16 protein-coding genes and 2 pseudogenes are annotated in these 18,967 nt (G+C 41.5%); 10 read left to right on the top strand and 8 right to left on the bottom strand.

Translation table 11 applies throughout. From position 1 onward, the window contains the following. Positions 1-330 precede the first annotated feature (330 nt). Positions 331-729, bottom strand: a complete 399-nt coding sequence (locus FIS9605_RS0131395) for an RICIN domain-containing protein (RefSeq protein ID WP_026736075.1) — start codon at positions 727-729, stop codon at positions 331-333. Positions 730-1,594: 865 nt separating this feature from the next. Between FIS9605_RS0131395 and FIS9605_RS0131390 the strand changes: the two genes are divergently transcribed. The 3 genes from FIS9605_RS0131390 (at position 1,595) to FIS9605_RS44550 (ending at position 4,402) form a co-directional block, all read left to right on the top strand. Then, on the top strand, positions 1,595-2,992 hold the full coding sequence (locus FIS9605_RS0131390) for a hypothetical protein (protein ID WP_026736074.1): 1,398 nt from the start codon (positions 1,595-1,597) through the stop codon (positions 2,990-2,992). Between the two features lie 41 nt (positions 2,993-3,033). Further along, entirely contained in the window at positions 3,034-3,213 is a 180-nt protein-coding gene (locus FIS9605_RS44555; RefSeq protein WP_197036199.1) for a hypothetical protein, read from the top strand. Positions 3,214-3,331: 118 nt separating this feature from the next. Further along, complete coding sequence (locus tag FIS9605_RS44550; protein ID WP_197036198.1) at positions 3,332-4,402, top strand: hypothetical protein; 1,071 nt, start codon at positions 3,332-3,334, stop codon at positions 4,400-4,402. Positions 4,403-4,653: 251 nt separating this feature from the next. On the opposite strand, the gene FIS9605_RS0131380 is transcribed toward FIS9605_RS44550, so the two are convergent. Beyond that, positions 4,654-4,956: a TRADD-N-associated membrane domain-containing protein gene (locus FIS9605_RS0131380; protein WP_197036197.1), complete on the bottom strand. Its 303-nt coding sequence runs from the start codon at positions 4,954-4,956 to the stop codon at positions 4,654-4,656. A 136-nt stretch (positions 4,957-5,092) separates the two neighbouring features. Here FIS9605_RS0131380 and FIS9605_RS38935 point away from each other — a divergent pair, with 136 nt between their 5' ends. From FIS9605_RS38935 to FIS9605_RS46800, 3 genes and pseudogenes are all read left to right on the top strand, one after another. After that, entirely contained in the window at positions 5,093-6,511 is a 1,419-nt protein-coding gene (locus FIS9605_RS38935; protein ID WP_082209914.1) for an AAA-like domain-containing protein, read from the top strand. A gap of 12 nt (positions 6,512-6,523) precedes the next feature. Beyond that, positions 6,524-7,591, top strand: a pseudogene (locus FIS9605_RS46805) (AAA-like domain-containing protein); the annotation flags it as partial. Between the two features lie 1,809 nt (positions 7,592-9,400). After that, a complete protein-coding gene (locus tag FIS9605_RS46800) occupies positions 9,401-10,357 on the top strand; it encodes a CobW family GTP-binding protein (protein WP_197036218.1) in 957 nt (318 codons plus the stop codon). 533 nt (positions 10,358-10,890) lie between these two features. On the opposite strand, the gene FIS9605_RS0131365 is transcribed toward FIS9605_RS46800, so the two are convergent. The 3 genes from FIS9605_RS0131365 to FIS9605_RS0131355 form a co-directional block, all read right to left on the bottom strand. Then, the gene (locus FIS9605_RS0131365) at positions 10,891-12,174 is read right to left on the bottom strand and encodes an AlbA family DNA-binding domain-containing protein (protein WP_026736072.1); all 1,284 of its coding nucleotides are present in this window, start codon (positions 12,172-12,174) and stop codon (positions 10,891-10,893) included. 1,052 nt (positions 12,175-13,226) lie between these two features. Continuing rightward, positions 13,227-13,652, bottom strand: a complete 426-nt coding sequence (locus tag FIS9605_RS0131360; RefSeq protein ID WP_026736071.1) for an HNH endonuclease — start codon at positions 13,650-13,652, stop codon at positions 13,227-13,229. Positions 13,653-13,658: 6 nt separating this feature from the next. Next, positions 13,659-14,063, bottom strand: coding sequence for a hypothetical protein (locus FIS9605_RS0131355; protein ID WP_026736070.1), 405 nt, complete (start codon positions 14,061-14,063; stop codon positions 13,659-13,661). Positions 14,064-14,293: 230 nt separating this feature from the next. On the opposite strand from FIS9605_RS0131355, the gene FIS9605_RS0131350 reads away from it, so the two are divergent. After that, complete coding sequence (locus FIS9605_RS0131350; protein WP_026736069.1) at positions 14,294-14,614, top strand: hypothetical protein; 321 nt, start codon at positions 14,294-14,296, stop codon at positions 14,612-14,614. A gap of 670 nt (positions 14,615-15,284) precedes the next feature. On the opposite strand, the gene FIS9605_RS43420 is transcribed toward FIS9605_RS0131350, so the two are convergent. Then, the gene (locus tag FIS9605_RS43420; RefSeq protein WP_155960616.1) at positions 15,285-15,506 is read right to left on the bottom strand and encodes a hypothetical protein; all 222 of its coding nucleotides are present in this window, start codon (positions 15,504-15,506) and stop codon (positions 15,285-15,287) included. Positions 15,507-15,852: 346 nt separating this feature from the next. Here FIS9605_RS43420 and FIS9605_RS0131345 point away from each other — a divergent pair, with 346 nt between their 5' ends. From FIS9605_RS0131345 to FIS9605_RS0131335, 3 genes are all read left to right on the top strand, one after another. Further along, complete coding sequence (locus FIS9605_RS0131345) at positions 15,853-16,155, top strand: RNA recognition motif domain-containing protein (RefSeq protein ID WP_026736068.1); 303 nt, start codon at positions 15,853-15,855, stop codon at positions 16,153-16,155. Positions 16,156-16,547: 392 nt separating this feature from the next. Continuing rightward, positions 16,548-16,883 (top strand): hypothetical protein, encoded by a 336-nt coding sequence (locus tag FIS9605_RS0131340; RefSeq protein ID WP_026736067.1) that lies wholly within the window; start codon positions 16,548-16,550, stop codon positions 16,881-16,883. A 522-nt stretch (positions 16,884-17,405) separates the two neighbouring features. Then, positions 17,406-17,825, top strand: coding sequence for an FG-GAP-like repeat-containing protein (locus tag FIS9605_RS0131335; RefSeq protein WP_026736066.1), 420 nt, complete (start codon positions 17,406-17,408; stop codon positions 17,823-17,825). On the opposite strand, the gene FIS9605_RS0131330 is transcribed toward FIS9605_RS0131335, so the two are convergent. Both FIS9605_RS0131330 and FIS9605_RS43415 read right to left on the bottom strand, forming a co-directional pair. Beyond that, positions 17,826-18,497 carry a glutathione S-transferase family protein gene (locus tag FIS9605_RS0131330; protein WP_026736065.1) on the bottom strand — a complete coding sequence of 224 codons (672 nt, stop codon included), beginning with the start codon at positions 18,495-18,497 and terminating at the stop codon, positions 17,826-17,828. Positions 18,498-18,847: 350 nt separating this feature from the next. Continuing rightward, a pseudogene (locus FIS9605_RS43415) lies at positions 18,848-18,967 on the bottom strand (alanine dehydrogenase); the annotation flags it as partial.

Below are 18,967 nucleotides of genomic sequence, written 5' to 3'. Positions count from 1 at the left end.
TGGCATTGCACCGAGATGGCTGTAAAAACCTGCAAGATGCCCTCAAAAGGCTTGATTTTGCGTTGTAAATAACGGTTTTTTTGACTCTGATGTAGCAAATTTTCAAACCTATGCAGGGAAAGAGTTTTCAGGCTATCTTGCAGGAAATTACACGTATCTCGGTTTCATGCCAACCATAGTTTTCTCACTAATTTTATGGTAGAAAGCAGTTCTTGAAAAGCTTACCCCATCTTAGTTTCAGCCTTGGCGTACAATTTTTCCGGTTTGGCACGGTGACGCCTACCTTTGGAAAAACCACTTTAGCCGATAGTTGTTGAAACGAGATGAGAGCTACAGCTTCACTCTCAGCGTCCAGCGGCGCGACGGATCGCTGTCGCAATCAAATTGAAGGGCTGTTACGTTGTTTTCTGTACTTCTTCCCCCGGCAATAGTGAGACATTTGTTGGTTTGCACATTCCTAATCTGATAAACACCCGTGCCGGTCACATCAGTTATCATCCAACGGCGCGATGGGTCGCTGTCGCAGTCATATTGGAGTGCCTCGACGTTGTTTTCGGTACTTACTCCCCCAGCAATAGTAAGACATTTGTTGGTTTGCACATTAATCAGCATCAGCTCGTTGGCGGAGGTTGCAGCAAGTGAGACAGAGGAAAGGACGGCAGCTAGCAGCCCTACCGCAAATAGGCCGGCTGGGCCAAATCGTCGGGCTTGCGACAAAATATCCATCATGATGTTTCTCCTTTTGATGGCGTGTCTCGAATACATCAAATATTTTCTGGCAAACTAACGAAGGCTTCTATTTCTGTTGGAATAGTGAAGGTCGCAGTAATAGAGCCATCCTCGTTATTGCGTTATTCGTCTTCTAATATGGTGGGTTATCCATCGTTAGTAATTAATAATTCTCTTTGAACCTTGCTATCCAACCATTAGTTCAACAGCAAATTTGTTATCTAATCTCTTTATCGCAGCACGAGCCTGCATTCTCGCAATTTACCAAAAAACTTTACAGTTATAGAACTAAATTGCAGTTTCAAGCCACTTTCGTTGTACTTATCTCCGAAAACTCAAGATATCTAGGCTTATCGAGCCTGAGTTGTGGCGCGATCGCGAATCGAAAAAATCCAGATCCGAGTCTGGGGCTTAGAAGAGTAGAAATACCTCAGCACCTCCCAGGCGACAACATATTTGATGGCATAGATTACCAGACGAAACCGAAACTTCGCGCTCTTAAATAGGTAAGTTGCGATCGCCCGTGTTGAGCCTGGAACTTAACCTTCTTCAGCAACACATGAAGTGTATTCCTAGCCGAGTGTAGTACATAAGTATCCTTTGAAGAAACTACCTTGTGCCCTTGCTTCCCTCCGCTGATGGGAGCCTCAACTTATTTCCAAATAATGTGAGTCCTTGCGAATGATTCCGAGTCCATTCCTAGATAATGTGCGCCTAGTTTCATTTAATGTGAGCCGAAGCGTTCTTTCAGTATCGGTTAATCTGAGCCGGAAATAAGTGTTGATTTCGAGCCGGAGCGATTATGATTCCGAGCCGCTACAGATAGGTGGACAATATTTATTCGTTCCTTACAAATGCCGATGCCATGAATCAACAGTATCATCTGTTGTACCCAACTGTTGATTTATTTATCTATGACCTCCAACAAGGTTTAGGACAACAAGACGAGGAAATTAACCAAAATCGTCATCATTTCTGGCGAAAAGTTAAACCCGAATTAAATAAGGATTACCATCAGCTTAATCCCCAACAGCAGGAAGTACTTAATAAACTAGCTAGTTTAGAAAGAACAGAAGCAGATTATGTTGAGTTACTCTTACCAGAAAAACATCAAAAATTTCAGCCTGACCTAGAAGGCTACTACTATGCACTGCAACTGGGTGATGTCTATGCTTTACAGGTAGATTGCTCTGTAATTGACGATCGCATCTGCAAATCTATCAGTCGTTTCCAGGATATTAAACAGAATATAGAGTCCCGCATCCATCACCAGCAAGGAAAAATCGGTCAAACATGGTTTGTTTGGGGACAGTTACAAAAGGATTATAGCTCGCAACAAATAAAAGCGATCGCACTTGAATGCTATTCACAAATTCATCCTAAAATTAATCCTAATTCTCAGGTTGAAATAGATATTAAAAACCAGGGTAAGTTTTTAGGTGCAACTGCATTTGAAGTTTGGGTACAGCCTACTAACTGGGCAGACGCAAACAGTTTTGCAGATAGCTTTCATCTATTAATATGTTTATTTGGGCCACAACAGTCATTTGATGATATTCAAAACAGCATCGCTGGAGTATATTTCGATTTAATTCGTTTGTTTTGCTACCGCCACAAAATTCTTTGGGCTTACCACCAAAGCCGCTTCTTGAAAAGCAAATTGAAAAAAGATTTTCACGATGTCCAAAAATCGGTGAACAAAGTTAGTGAGTTAGGTCAACAAATAAACCACGCTAAACCCAATCTTCAAGAATTACAAAAAACCCTCACCGATACTTTGACAATCCTATCGCGCTATGCTATCGACTTAAGCTACCTTGATGACCAAGGACGCACAATCCGAGTTAATCTTGATAATTATAAAAAGCGGCTAGATAAGATTTCACGAGAAAATCACAATAGCGATTTACAGTTTTTGCAGCAATTCAGCGAATTTAGTGCCTCTAAGTATCTCCTGCAAGTTGAGACAGATTACATCAACCTCAGCCCAGGTTTAACTCTACTGCAAAACTTAATTAGTACTATTCAAGGTACGATAGACATTTATCAAACAAAAAGCGATCGCGCCCTTGACAATACGATCGCACTCGCAGGCATTGGATTAGCCGTCAGCGGCTTAACCGCCACCGCCATCTCTGCCAAACAACCACCCATTACATCCTATAAAGACATCTCTTTCTTAGCCTCACCAGTCTTTGTCTGGAGTATTGCATTCAGCGCCCCATTTTTAATTGCCCTCATCCTTCGCCTATTTCGTCGCTAATATATAACCTTATACACTTGTGCACAAGCAACAGCAGACAAGTGAAAGAGTCTCTACCTCTCCAGATGTTCAGCCAGAAGCGTAAGCCCCTGCCTCTTCCACTACTGCGATCGCTAAACCTACAGTCCCAATTCATCCTGGTAGCGCTCTCTACCGAGCCACCCAAATCCTCCAAGCCATCAAACAATGGAATCATCAGCACCCACAAAGTACCTGGTTGACTGACAAAAGATGGTAGCGAATTTCCTGAAAAGCTTGCTAAAAAATAATTAGGGCGTATGAGAGAAGTTGAAGGGAGCCAGCATTCTAAGATTAGATACCACTCAAATCATAAATGCTGTGAAAAAACGCTCCCGTCTCTACGATGCCCTGAAAATCTGGATGAGTCAATCCGTGTCCTGGGCACACTTGGGTCATTTGACTACCTGTCTATGGATGGTCGTTGCTCTGATCCATACTAGCGAAGTCAATCTGACACGCTGGTTGCCCTATCTACCGTGTCGAGGACAGCAGGCGCAGAGCAAACAACGCCGAGTCAGCCGTTGGCTGCACAATGCTCGGATCAACGTTCATCGCCTCTATAAACCGTTGATTCAAGCTGCTTTAGCTGATTGGCAGGATGAATGCCTGTATCTGAGTTTGGACACCTCGATGTTTTGGGAGAAGTATTGTCTGGTGCGCCTGGCTGTTGTGCATCGAGGACGAACCTTACCTGTGGTGTGGCGAGTTTTAGAGCGCCGCAGTGCCTCAGTATCATTTACCGAGTACCAGGAGATGCTCTACCAGGCTTGCGGACGTTTGCCCAAGGGAGTCAAGATTGTATTGCTGGCTGATAGAGGCTTTGTCCACATCGAATTGATGCAGGCAATGACCACCCTGTTAGGGTGGCATTATCGCATTCGCCTGAAGCGAGACACCTGGATTTGGCGGGCGGGCAAAGGCTGGTCTCAACTCAAAGATTTTCACTTTCAGCGAGGCGAAGCCCTGTGTTTTCATCATATCAAGCTGCATAAAGAGCAGAAGTATGGTCCGGTGCATCTGGTGTTCGGGTGCAACAACGTCAATGGTGATTTTTGGGCGATCGTCAGTGACGAGGCGACCACACTACAAACCTTCCAGGAATACGGCTTGCGCTTCGATATTGAAGAGAATTTCTTGGATGACCAGTCCAATGGTTGGAATGTGCAGAAATCAGACATTCGCTGCTGCTGTGCCCTCTCTCGGCTCTGGTTCATTTTAGCTGTCGCAACTCTGTACGTAACTGCCCAAGGGGTTGAGGTCGTCGAGAGAGGTCAACGGCGGTGGGTAGACCCCCATTGGTTTCGTGGTAATAGTTATTTCCGGATTGGTTGGGACTGGGTAAAAGCGGCTTTAGAAAACGGTTGCCTGTCATTCGTCAAGTGCGATTGACAGGCAACAAAGACCCTGAACCCGTTATGGCCTCGCGCAAACAACATGAACGACGGAGCTATCAGTTGGAGTTCACAATAAGGACGTATCAATATCAGATTGATTAGTTTTGTCAGTCAACCAGGAGAACAGTACATTCTTTATGGTTGGCTTAAAACTAGCGAGACTGCTTTACCTGAGACAATAACAAGAGGGAGCCGAAGCTCCTAAGATAAGGTCATTTTATAAAATTAGTAACTACTGCTAAAGTTTCATCCATTTATTAAGTCCCTTGCTATCCTGTCTAGCCTGTCGTTTGCGTCCTTGGCAAGTTGAATGCATCGCACGCTAGAAGCTATGCCAGCAACGGCAGTAATAGTACCTTCTGGAGCTTTACTAAAAAGTAGAAGTCCAGCACCTGTCAGGCTGATGCAAACAGACGCAGTTGTTGCAGCAAGGGCAAGGTTAAAACTATAACGGGCTTGACGCAACCGCTCTTGAGCAATGCTTAATTCTATTGCTAAGTGGGCACTAGAATTAGGAATTGAACTAGAAGACAAAGTATTGCTACTCATAAGATTGGGGTTTGAATTCTTCACAGTAATGTTGAAAGTCATTTCAATAACTATCAGACCCCAAAATTCTTGAATTGTGGTTTTAATAAGGTGTTAGACTTATGTAAAACTTATGTAAGAGTTGCGGTATTAAAAAATGGGGAGGTCTTTTCAAGCATCGAAAGCAGGGCAGGGAAAAGCCGAAAAAGCATTTAAGCGCAAAGGCTACTCGCAAGAATATTTAGCTGGGGCTGTTGGTTGTACTCGGCAGGTTATTATTAATTTTTTTGCCAGACGACGTGTTGATAAACGTTTTTTCCAAGATATTTGCAATGTACTTGAATTAGAGTGGGGAGAAATTGCAGACTTAGACTCAGAAGACAAAGAAGACACCGCAACCGAAAAAAGAGATCAAGAAACAATATTATCCTTGTCCAATAAATTTTCTTATAGTGATCTTGATGAGACTCGTAGGAGTATTGATGCTCTCAAGCCAATTCCACTTGACTCACATTTGACAGATTCCAGTGATTTAGCAGTTTTTCATCTCAAAAACAAGTTGGAATATCCGGATGGTCTCGTGCCGCTTAATTCGCATTTTTATATCGAACATAATGGTATCGAGTCTCTTTGTTACGAAACACTTGTTGAGCCTGGTTCCTTAATTCGGATTAAAGCACCAAAACTGATGGGCAAAACTTCTTTGCTAATCAGGATTCGCTTTCATGGAGAAAATCAGAACTATCGAGTGTTTTATTTTGATTTGGGTGGCGTAGAGAAAGCAGTATTTAGCAATCTCGATACGCTTCTGCGTTGGTTTTGTGGAAAAGTTAGTGATGAGCTTAACCTAAACAATAAAGTGAATGATGCTTGGAATACAAATATTTTAGGTAGTAATGACAACTGTACTGCTTACTTCAACAAGCATATTTTGGCTCAACTAAATTCTCCATTGGTTTTAATATTAGATGAAGTAGACAGATTATTTCTTCCTGAGAATCAAGAAATGGTTCAAGATTTCTTCGGGATGCTACGTTCTTGGCATGAGAAGGGGAAATTTAATGATACTTGGAAAAAACTACGGCTGGTGTTAGCACATTCTACGGAAGCTTATATCCCCTTGGATATCCATCAATCCCCCTTTAATGCTGGAGTGCCTGTGGAACTAGAAGAGTTTAATCAGCAGCAGGTAGAAGATTTGGCGCGAAGGCATCAAATCACAGAAAACGATGTACTCACAGAAAAATTAATGTCAATGGTAGGAGGACATCCCTATTTGGTGCGGTTGGCAATGTATCATATTGCTGCTCGGAAAGTTACTTTAGAAGATTTGTTAGAGTCAGCGACAACAGAAGCAGGAATTTATAGCAATCACTTGCGATCGCTATTGGAAATTTTGCAAGGAAAGTCAAAATTAGCCCAAGCACTAAAAAAGGTCGTCGATTCATCAGTTCCTGTGGGATTGGATTCGATGCAAATTTATCAGTTACACAGTCTCGGACTGGTGCAACGGCACAAGAACGAAGTCATGCCTCGTTGCAAACTTTACCGTGAGTATTTCCGCCGTGTCCTGTGAGGAAGCCTAACAATGGCAGAACCCACTTCCAGCTTCTATCAGGTTGGGGCAAGCCTCCCAGTTGATGCTCCCAGTTATGTCAAGCGACAAGCAGATGAAGAGTTTTACCAAAAATTGCGGGCGGGTAAGCTTTGTTATGTACTTAACTCCCGGCAGATGGGTAAGTCTAGCTTGCGGGTGCAGACAATGCAAAGGTTAAAAGCAGACGGGATAGCTTGTGGTGTGATTGACCTTACAGGGATTGGTCGTAAAGTTACATTGGAGCAGTGGTATGGAGGAATTGTTTACGCTTTGGTAGAAAGCTTTCATTTAGAGGACAGATTTAATTTCGATTGGCAGACGTGGTGGCAACAAAAGCAGAAATATCTTGATTCAGTAACGTGTCTGAGAGCTTTTATCAAAGAAGTATTGTTGGTAAAGATTGAGCAAAAAATAGTTATTTTCATTGACGAAATTGATAGTGTACTAAGTCAGGATTTTTCTGCCGATGGTTTTTTCTCTCTTATTAGGTTTTTCCAGAATCAGCGTGTTGATAACTCTAATTTTACGCGACTTACATTTGCTTTATTGGGAGTGGCGACACCTTCCGATTTAATTAGAGACAAAAAACAAACACCATTTAACATTGGTGAAGCTGTTGAACTACATGGCTTTGAATTGAAAGAGGTTGAACCTTTAGTAAAAGGATTAGAGGGTAAATTTCGTAACGGTAAAGCATTGCTTGCAGAGGTTTTGTATTGGACTGGAGGACAACCGTTTCTAACGCAAAAAGTTTGTCAATTGATACGTAATGCAGAAGCTGAAATTTCTGATGGTAATGCAAAGCAATGGGTTGAGAATTTAGTTAAAAAGCATCTGATCGAAAACTGGGAAGCACAAGATGAGCCAGAGCATTTGCGGACGATACGCGATCGCCTCCTCAGTAATAAGCAACGTGCTGGTCTTCTTCTTGGACTGTATCAAAACATTCTTCAATCCAAAGAAGTGCAGACGAATAACAGTACTGAAGAAACGGAATTGCGTTTGTCAGGATTAATTGTTAAGGAGCAAAGTCGATTAAGGGTTTACAACCGTGTATATTCATCAGTTTTCGATCTCATTTGGATTAAAGAAGAACTAGCAAATCTACGTCCTTATGATGAATCCCTAAATGCTTGGTTAGCTTCTAATCGTCAGGATTACTCCCGCTTATTGCAAGGAAACGCATTACAAGAGGCATTGAAATGGGCAAGAGGAAAGAGCTTAAGCGATGATGATAACCAGTTTTTGAGAGCTAGTCAGCAATTAGATTTTGAAGAAGCTAAAAAAGCGAATTCTGCTACACTCAAAGGTTTGCTTAGGAAATTTAGCAATCCTGACACCATAATTCGAGAAGTGCTGTTATGGACACGCGGTCAACCCATTTTAAGCGAAAAGCTTGGTCAGCTAATTGCTACTGATGAATCTTCTATTCCTGAAGGTAATGAAGCAGCATGGATTGAGCAATTAGTAAAAACCCGTATAATTGACAACTGGGAAACGCAGGAAACCGCAGAATTTTTTACAACGATTCGTAGTCGTCTTCTAAGAAATAAGAAACTAGTTCCTAATATCCTGCAAATATATAAACAAATTTTACAACAAGGAGAAATTGCAGAAGATTACTCTCTAGAACAAATGGATATGCTACAGTCTGGTTTAGTAATCAAGCAACAAAACCAGTTAAAAATTTATAACCCTATCTATGCCTCTGTTTTTAACTTAACCTGGGTTAATCAAGTGTTAGAAGATTGGCGACCATTTGCACCACAATTACAGGCTTGGGTAGAAACCAAGGGTGAGGATGAATCCCAGCTTTTGAGTGGCAAGCCATTACAGGATGCTTTGATTTGGGCAGAGGGTAAGAAGTTAACCATTGAGGAACATGAATTTTTGATTTTTAGCCAAGTATTAGAAACGCTGGCATTAGCATCAATATTTACTGATGAGAGGGAAAAAAGAGAGCTTATTGCAGCCACTACAAAATTGGCGAAAGATGTTAATAATCCTCAAGCAGTTATTAAAGAGATATTCTCTTGGACTCGCGGTCAACCTCGTTTAACCACAAATTTATGTAATCTCATTTCTAATTATCAGATAAAGGAAGTGGAGGAAGTTGAGCAACTGGTACAAACACAGATAATTGCAAATTGGAAGAATCAAAAAGCGGCACAGGATTTGAGGAATATTTGGAATTACCTTCTTATAGAGCAACCACATTCTTTCTGGACATTGGAAGTCTATAAACAAATTTTGCAACAAGGAGTAGTAGCATCTGATGATAGTTTAGAACAACTAGAGTTGCTCCGACTGGGGCTAGTTGCTAAAGTTCAGGATCAATTAACGGTTGCTAACCCCATCTACGAGTCTGTATTTAACGAAACTTGGGTGGAGGAGTGGTTAAAATTATTGTGGCCCCATGCTCAGGCTGTACTTGCTTGGGTTGCTTCTAATTGTGAAGATGAATCGCAACTTTTACATGGAGAGGCTTTACAGGAAGCTTTGGCATTTGTTCAAGGTAGGAACTTGAGCGTTCAGGAGCAGAAGTTTTTTATGGCTAGTCAAGTGCTAGATATCCGCAAAGTTCGCCTTGCTCTGGAGGAGGCGGAAAAAGAAGCTATACAGATATTTCAAAAATTTGAAGAAGAAGGGAGGAGTTCTCAAGATTTACTCACAGATGTAAAGTTAAAACACACGCAAGCATGGCAGACAGCATGGAATTGGAGCCAAGTACTAAAAGACATTAAAGATAGAGAACAGGAGATAGAACAACAGCCACAAGACCTCATAAATGGTTTGATACTGAAAGATATAAAAAAAGAGAAAGAGAAAGAAAAACAAATTGCAGAATTTCTTCAAAATTTTCCTAATATGGGTCTGCCTGTCACAATCGTCATTGGTTTTTTGGGAAGCGGAAAAAGTACATTAATTAACGAAATACTTAAAAATATCCATCCGGAAGATGCAAAAGTCGCGGTTTTAGTTTCTGAGTTTGGAGATATCAATATTGATTCAGACGTGCTCAACATTGATATCGATTTAAACCTGATAAACTATAAATCTTCTTATAAAAATATTGACGATGAGCTTATTGACAAAGTATATAGGGTTTTGGAAAGAAAAGAAAGAATAGATTACTTAATTGTTGAAACCACAGGGTTGGCAGACCCTTTACCAATTGCGTTAACTTTTTTTGGCACAGAATTGCGCGATTTAACTCGCCTTGATTCGATTATCACTGTAGTAGACGCAGAAAAATACAGATTAGATGTATTCTCGTCGGAAGCATTTTTAAAGCAAATTGCCTACAGTGATATTATTTTGCTTAATAAAACAGATTTAGTTGATGAAGCCGATTTACAGGAGTTGGAAAGAAAAATTCTAGAATTTAAGGAAGGAGCAAGAATTATCCGCACCGACCATTGCCAAGTACCACTTTCCTTAATTCTCAATGTAGGTCTGTTTGAGTCTGACAAATATTTTGATGGTGCTGATGAGCATGGTTACGACTACGGATATTACCATCATGATTCCGAATATTTAAAGAATTATGATTTTACCTCAGTCTTCTTCCAAAGTGACAAGCCTTTTGATGTTCATAAGTTTGAAAATTTCTTAAATAACCAGCTACCTGCTAATGTGTTTCGGGCAAAGGGAATTATGTGGTTCTCTGACAGTGATCTCCGTCATATTTTCTGCCTGTGCGGCCCACGCTACAATCTGAATTCTGATGAGTGGAAAGGTAAGCCCAAAAACCAGCTATTGCTGATTGGTCAAAATTTGGCTTGTGAGACTTTGCTCGAACAACTAGAAAACTGTTTATGCTAACCTATGCATTAGTTATATTTTTCTTAATAAAAAAAGAAAAAGCCAGAAAGTAGATATAGCAAAGGTTTGGTAGCTTGGGAGTGAAGACCGACTGTTTTATAATACAAGTTCTGATTGTAGCTTACTTCCCATAGGTAATACTAAACGGGGTCATGACGAAATAGGCATGAAACCGAGATACGTGTAATTTCCTGCAAGATAGCCTGAAAACTCTTTCCCTGCATAGGTTTGAAAATTTGCTACATCAGAGTCAAAAAAACCGTTATTTACAACGCAAAATCAAGCCTTTTGAGGGCATCTTGCAGGTTTTTACAGCCATCTCGGTGCAATGCCATAAAGAATTGGTATAAGGAGGGCGATCGCAACATCAGCGAGATGATCTGGCTGATTCAGTTATCAGTTATCAAACGGCGGCGAAGTCGCTGTTTTTCGTTAGGGGACTTCCAGAAAATAAAATATACAATTAATCATAATGAGAATCATTACTAGGGAGAGGGAACAAGAGAGCAGCTTATGGATTTATGACGAGCGCACTATCGGTATCGACTTGGATCATAAACACCACCAAACTTATACCAAGATAACGATTTATTTATGGATTCTCCACGTGAAGTTGTAAAACAGACGACAAATGTTTGTTCACGTACATCCTCCAAACTAGGAAATCTTGATATGATTCTTCCCGCACTGTCTACAACTTGTGTCGTTACTTTATTGCCATAAAAATCAGTTCCTTTTGTATATAAAAAACGCCAAATAGTTTTAAGAGTAACATCAGATTTTGACGATTTTACAAATTTTTCTTTTACTAACTTAGATACTTCTGGAGTCATCATTAATCCGAGCCGCACGAAAATTCTTTGTGTGCTTCCAGCAGGAATATTTATAGGTAATTCCAATCTTTTAGCTTCTCCATTTTCAAACAGATATAAGCCTTGATCCATGTCTGTATACCAATTTGCTGGAAAATCTTTTCCTACTTGAATAACCTTGTAATTGATTACAGATAAGTCACTATCCCCCAGATTAGATAAAAACACTTCCCAATAGACTGAGATAATCCCTTGCCCACCACCAAACTCACGAATCTCAGTTTTACTATCTTCAATTGTTTTGACTGAGCTAACTTGGATAGTATCGGAGGTTTGATTTATATAATTTGAGATAATTCCAAAAAATATAAGTCCTACGGTTAAAGTAGTAAACAAAGTAATTATTAAACGTTTTCTATCTTTGATACGAGTCCCTAACTGGATTGATTGTTTCTCTTTCTCAATGGCTATTTGCTCTTCGGGAGAGGCTTCGTATGTTTCTTCTCCATCTCCACGACGAATTAGAACTGTATAAGGAGAATATTCTTTTTTAAGTGTTTTCAATTGTTTAGAGAGCCTATGTAAATAAGGAGATGGTGGAATAGAAACAACGAATAATTTTACGCCATCTACTACAACTTCTTCACATTGAATATCAGGAAGCTGGGGTTGGCAATACGAATTTATTTTCTGAAGAATCTCCTTTCGTGTAGGCATTGCATTTCCAACATCACGTAGAGTTGGAGTACCGTCAGCTTTCAACTTATCATCAGCACCTACAACAAGATATCCTGTTTGTGCAGCAGTTCCAGTATTACCATTAGCAAGTGCTATAACATCTTTTATCAACTCTGCCCATTGCTGCTCTTTCGCCTTCGCCCATTCCTGAATATCAGACTGAGTTTTAGGTTTAGGCTCATGAATTTTGTACAGTTCAATCTTGAAGTCAAGCTTTGCACTCTCTTCAGGTTTCCAAACAAGTTGCCGTAGGGTGGTGGTATCCATCTTTTTAGGACATTAGTTAATAGTTATTTAGATTTCTTGTTCTTTCCAATCGTGAATCGTTCTGAACCCACCAAACCCAAATATGGTGTTGAGCCGAGATGTTTGTAATTTTCGGCTCAACACCTATATAGTCTGATAATCTAGCATGATAGTCGAATGGCACAACAGTCCTGCATACACCAAAGGGTATTTTTGTAGAATCAAGAGCTACAATCATTGATTCCACCTTGGCGCGGAATACATGGAATCGGCAAGGCGTTGCTGAGTGTGAATACAAAACTGCTCCCTTGTTACAAACTCAGGAGCAGTTTAGAGATATTTGCATGGGGCTTCATAGATTCAATGCCCCAGTTTCTGTATAGATGATTCGGTATATAGTTAAATACAGCTCCTTAATAGCTAGTTCCGAAAAAGATTCGTCTCTTTGCTAGCTAATTCATCAATTGCAACAAAAGCTCAATGCAGAAATATTCCCAAAAGGACACAAGAAATTGATTGTGGTTCAGTATAAGCATTTCCTTATATATTCCCATATTACAATCAGCGAATCTTGATGCCTTGAGCGTACGCTGACTTTTTAAAATCGCTTCACCACGACCGATCAATCTACTAAGGGGTTGGGCATAGGCGCGATCGTGCTAGTACTATCTGTATGAGGCTACTTCCGTGCTTACCTGGAAAAACGACGAGCGGGTTTTTTTTATTAATATACTTTCGATGCAAGTGCGGTCAGTATGGGAGCAAAGCGATTACCGCGCAAGGTAGCCCTACAGTGCGATCGCAGAATTGGTTGTCCCTAAATCAATCCCCAGGATATCTACTTCGCTCATCGGCTAGCCCTTTGCTGAAATTCAAACATGTTCACAATATCCACCAGTAAAGCGAGCAAGTCATTTTGATTTTAGTTTAAGTTGATTTTTCTGTGTGTAGGTAAGCACAACCCAACACAAAGACTTTCGGCTTCACAAAAGTATAAATGTTAAAATAAGCCTATTATTCTAAATTTGATATTATTCGGAATTAGCGTACCCTACACCTAAATTTTATTCTGGTCAATCATCAGGAGGATGCCAACCACTAATTGTCCAACGTCGTCGTGCAACAACTATTACTGGATTATTCATTCGCAGGCAAACAATTGTAGCCCTACCAATAGTAGTTAAACCTTCAACTTTTGTAGCATCAGAACTCCAAGTAAAATGGTCAGACCATCTCTGTGTACGCGGATTAAACAGGGGTGTTGTTTCCCCAGTTAAAGGGTCTATAGCTTCGGTTGAATCAGCTTTAAATTCATTGCAAGATCGACAAGCCAAACAAAGATTTTCAAAGGTAGTTTCTCCACCTTTTGAGCGGGGTTGAATATGGTCATGGGTCATGGGAATGCCGCTATTGGCTTCAGTAGTTAAGCAATAACAGCAACGTCCTTTATCGCTAGCAGCTATTTGATTTCGTAAGCTTTCAGGAATATATTTAGACACAACTATTTAAGGAGTCGGCACATGATGTCCTCGCCAACGGAGTAACACAGCAGCTTGGGCTTTACAAAGCATAAAACAGTCAGCTTCGTGACGCAGTTTTATTAGTTCCAATTGTTCTGCATCTGTAATGTTACCACTAGAGTTACGCTCTAGCAGAAAGTTGTATCGCTCCATTTGCTCTGCTGTTTTGCGACTGCGGACAATTTGCCACAAGCTATTGTCATCTAGTTTATCTAAAGCCGCAAGGTCAGCTTGGAATTCCTCTGGTACATCATCCCATTCCGGAGGACTACCTACTTGCAAAGCATGAACTATTACCTCTTCAATGGGGCGACGTTGCGCGTGGGCAGTATTGACTAAACGCTGATAGAGTATTTCTGGGATTTGAAGAGTCACTGTCTCTGTTGCCATTGTTCAATTCCCTACTCATGCCTTGATTAAACCGTTTTAATTTTAGCGTAGGTCAGCCCTAGCTACGGCATCCGCACCCATTTTGATTTGGACGAATTCTTTCTTATCCTGTTTATTCCAGATAGGGGTAATGGGCACGAAGCGACTAAAAACGGCTTGCGTCAGATTAAAAGTTTTATCCAGCCAGCATTTCGGCTCTAGCTTCTGTCGATGACAGATTATCCAGTTTGATGAAAGAAGCGACTCTACTGGAACTACTGAATACAGGTTTGAAGGTCTTTAGAAAAGCACAATTGTACTACTTTGCCGTTTTTTGCTGCTACGTGCCCACTACCCCTACAAAAGGTCTAAAACAATCATGGCACGTGTCCCGCATCAGAAAAACCACAGTCCGCAACAAAGCGCGATCGCGCCAGGGGATGCCGGCACCCGCCGCTCCCGATGGGGTTAGTGGTATGACCAAAACTCAACAATTACCGGATGATTGCCTCTTCTGGGCTGTTGGTGTTCACCTGGTAGCAAACTGGTTACTCACTCCAAACCAACAGTAGCGATCAGATGGCGTACATTTAAAATAAACTCTTAAAGTCACTGGCACATATAGGATTATCGTCAGCATTTTGCCGCCTCGCAAAGCGATTACCACACAAGGTAGCCCTGCCCTACAGGGCGATCGCTGTGTCTGGTCGAACAATCAAACTTTCAATGCCTGTCAAACTACAACCCATATAAACCACTTGAGGAAGGATTTGATCACACCGTCTTTGGGCAAGGAAGCCAAAAGACGGTGTCAAATGTAGCTAGATTTACAGAAAACCTTATTTTGTACTGTCTCTGACGAAAGATGTTTTAGGGAACAAGGGTTGTTAGTTTGTAACAATCCTTGCTCCCTAAATTACTTATGTGTTTCAACTGCTGTCAAGATATTAGTTATGTTTCTCGTGAGTTTATTGAGTTTATCACAGAGTACTGTAACTTTCAAAAGTACCATACACAAGTCTGCGACTTAGTTGTACTCATTAACACTAGAGAAAAGAGTAAGACTGAACTCTTTTGCTTGTACATACAGGCACAACAAGCGCATACAGCTTCTATAAAGGCATACAGACGGCTTGTGACATTGTATGCGCGGCTTGTTCAAAAATACTCCAACCGTGGAAACGGTTGATCTCCTGCCGTTTCCCTATAATCCTTCTAATCATACGAAAACCCTGTAAAGCGCTATTGCAACTCTAATTTTTTAGCGGGGACAGGCAGGGGAACGCTACCGCACCCAACAGCAACGCTCAGAGCGCAGCGGCAAGACTTAGGCGTGACCGACCAGCATAAGCAAAGCGCGATCGCACTCCTCACAAGAGGTCGTTTATACGCCGTCAGGGGGAGGCTGTGGAGTTGCGGGAGATGATGCGGCGGTTTGCGGTTGAGGGGTAATAGAACGTTCACTTGATTTTGTATTTAAGATATGTACTCAAACTATGAAACAAGACATCTATTTGCATACAGTCTTGTAAAAAGTGAGCTGGTTAAAAATATATGACATTTGTGGAGATTGATATCTGCTTAAATTGCAACTTACCAACTTCTACTTAGTTATAAATTGCTTACCTAACTTTATATGACAGTTTTTGCAACTATCAGGTGAGAATTGTTGGCTATGTCATACTGATAAGTGAGAGTTAATTCGGTGATCGCGTTTGTTTTTAGTATTGATGGGCTTTTCTCTTTGTTATTTACAGACTTTTCTCCGAAACCTACAATCTCTACACAATTATGATTTCGGAGACAATCTATGTCAATTTATGTAGGCAATCTTTCTTATGAAATTACAGAAGATAGTCTGAATGCCGTTTTTGCAGAATATGGTTCTGTAAAGCGAATTCAACTACCTACTGACCGTGAAACAGGTCGTTTACGCGGTTTTGGTTTTGTGGAAATGGATACGGATGCGGAAGAAACAGCTGCAATTGAAGCACTTGATGGTGCTGAGTGGATGGAACGTGACCTGAAAGTTAATAAGGCTAAACCTAAAGAAAATAGGAGTTCTTTTGGGGGTGGACGGGGAAGCTACGGCGGCTCCCGTAATCGCTACTAAGCTTTGAAACAAAAATCTCACCTAGAGTCTTAGGGATGAGGGCTTCTCTAAGGGATCTCCAAATAATAAAATGCCCCGCCGTCGCTTTCGCCTAAGAGGCGAAAGCGCCGTTCATACTTGGGCGGGCGCCAAAATATATTTAATACGGCGGGGCATTTTATTTCTTGGAAAGGCCTAACCTGCACATCGACTCCTGGCTTCTATATAGGGGTTATGTGCAGGCAGATGAGACTGGTTCATCATGTCTTTAACGTAACTTTCTGCTCTACTGCTCATTTCACCCCGTTACCAAAAACAAAACCCGACATGAGCCGTGGGTGGTATCAAATAGTTGAACTCGAACCGCAGATAAAATTGCCCTTTGGCAGAATTAACTAAAGCAAGGCTAAGTAATGACACAGGAAAAATCATTAGCAAATGAGGGAGACCAAACTCTTCAATCCAGCGCCGAGGGGCTCGAGGCGGCTCAGGCTAAACAAGCCGGGGCTAAGTTCGAGTGGCATTTCGGTCGGGTTACCCGCTTAGGGAACTTCGAGATTGCCGGAGGCAGAGAAGTGACGATTATCTGGGAGGAGGGAGGCGTCACCTCGCAGGTGGGTGAGATCACCGACGAGCAGTGGGAAATTTTCAAGCTGGCGTTTTTGAGTACGGGTCGGATCGCCGTGCTGAGCGACTACGAAAAGGAAGGTTGGATGCACGACTACCGCTTTCTAGAAGCCATGCGGTAGCCATAGAATGTAGTTCCTCACTTCTATTGACAACGCTTCTGACTCTGGTTGAGATCGTCGTCCGTATTCTCTCGGTCGAATAGTCCCTTTTTTTACTCTCTTAACCTTTATTTACTTACGGCGTTGCACATCTCGTGGGGTTACTATTTTAACGATTCACTCGATTCGATTGCAATTGCAACTGCGGGCGCGAGCGAGCGCTTTTTTCGTTCAAGGCTCGAGCCCATCAAAACAGCGCCTTGCTCCCTTCCCCCATGCCTTTTCTCCCCGCACCCTGCTCCCTGCCGCTACGAGTGTCATGCATCAGAAAAACCACAGTCCGCAACAAAGCGCGATCGCGCATTCTACATCAAAGATGAATGGCGTATATCTAAAGGAGTACAATTGAGTATATTTAACTAGGATGCTCTACCATGAGAGACCAACACGAGAAAAAATGGGCAGGCTTCGACGAGATATCTCGTCGGTTCACAGATCAATCAATGGGTTTCAAGCCTGCCCATTTTTTAGGGGTCAAGTGAGATGACTTTCAATCGTACAGATTATCCAGCCAACCAGGCTCCCTTCGGTATAGTGGCTGCTGATATGGATGGGGATGGAGATCAGGATTTAGTTGTGGCAAACTCCCAAAGAGATCCAAGCAGTGTCAATCCTGATACTGGCAATCAAATTTCGGTACTTCGCAACAATGGGAATGGAACCTTCACTGCACCCGTCAGCCTTACAACTGGTATAGGGCCTTCAGTCAGGGCTGGCGATTTGGACGGTGATGGCGACATTGATTTGGTAACTGCCAATTCTACAGACGACACAGTTTCGATTCTTCGTAACGATGGTCGTGGGAATTTCGCCGCACCTGTCAACTTTGTCACAGGAGATAGACCTTCTGGAAGCTTTGAATACCAAACACCATCAATCAGTAACTTCATAAAAATTTCATGATTACACTGCTTGAATAATTTGTGAAAGGAAAGAACCTCTGTTTAACAAGAACTCATGTAAAAGCTGGGGATAGTTTGGCAACACTGCATTAACAACAGACGAACGCTCCAGTAATCTCAGACGCCAAGTCATAACTTTAGGAGTTTGTGAAAAGAAGCCAAAGTCTTTGTACTGCTCAAATACAGTGAAGTACCTGAAAATTGGTCCATAAACAGCATCAACCAGTGAAAAATTTTTGCCGCCGAAAAAGGGGCCTTGCAGCAATTGCACCTCTAAGGTTTGAAACTTTTGAGTTATTTCTTGTGTCTTGGCTTCAAACAGGTTCTGTTCCTTTGCGTTATAAAAACCAGCAATGCTATTGAGAATGCTAGAGCCAAACTCAATCCAAGAACGGTGTTTAGCTTTTGTGAACGAATCGGCGGGATGAAGAGAACCGGAGGTAATCTCATCCAGATATTCACAAATAACGGCGGACTCGAACAATACTTCATCATCAACTAGCAGAACAGGAACTTTACCCAGGGGTGAAATTTGCAAAAACCAAGCAGGTTTGTTTGAAAGCTCGATGTACTCCCTTTGATAAGAAATGTCTTTTTCCAGCAACACAATCACCGCTCGCTGAACATAGGGGCAAAGGTTGTGGCTGATTAACTTCAATTTCGGAATTTGCATTGTTCCAAACTCTTGTTGCGTAGCTCAAATAGGATTAATATCGACCTGCAATCTATAACATGTAACACTGAAAAGCAGTAGACGCGTAAGCTATACACCCTTACTACGGCTGAATTGCCTAGTAATGTTTGTATGATGAAATTGTTGTTACAGTAAAACTAATTGCATTTGCAACTAAATTAAGACTAATCTTATGTATTTACACTTGCAACTATTAGTTACAGTTCTTTATACATGACACAAGACTTTGATATCTTCTCTAATACAACTTGGCGACTATTCTTAATCGCACATACTTTGATAATTAAGTAAATTGAGCAGGAGTTAAGCTAAGCTGGCCTACCCTCATGTAGTTTGTTACTAGCTGGGTTTTCCACAGTTTCGTAGGTGCTCGCTGTTACTCCACAATCAATTAAATGTTCAGTCAATTTCCTATTAGCCGCTAAATGCAAGTAGGTAAATAACATCTG

Source organism: Fischerella sp. PCC 9605, assembly GCF_000517105.1.
In the GTDB taxonomy this organism is placed as follows: domain Bacteria; phylum Cyanobacteriota; class Cyanobacteriia; order Cyanobacteriales; family Nostocaceae; genus PCC9605.
The sequence above is the reverse complement of the archived record's forward strand: the minus strand, read 5'-3'. Positions and strand labels throughout refer to the sequence as shown.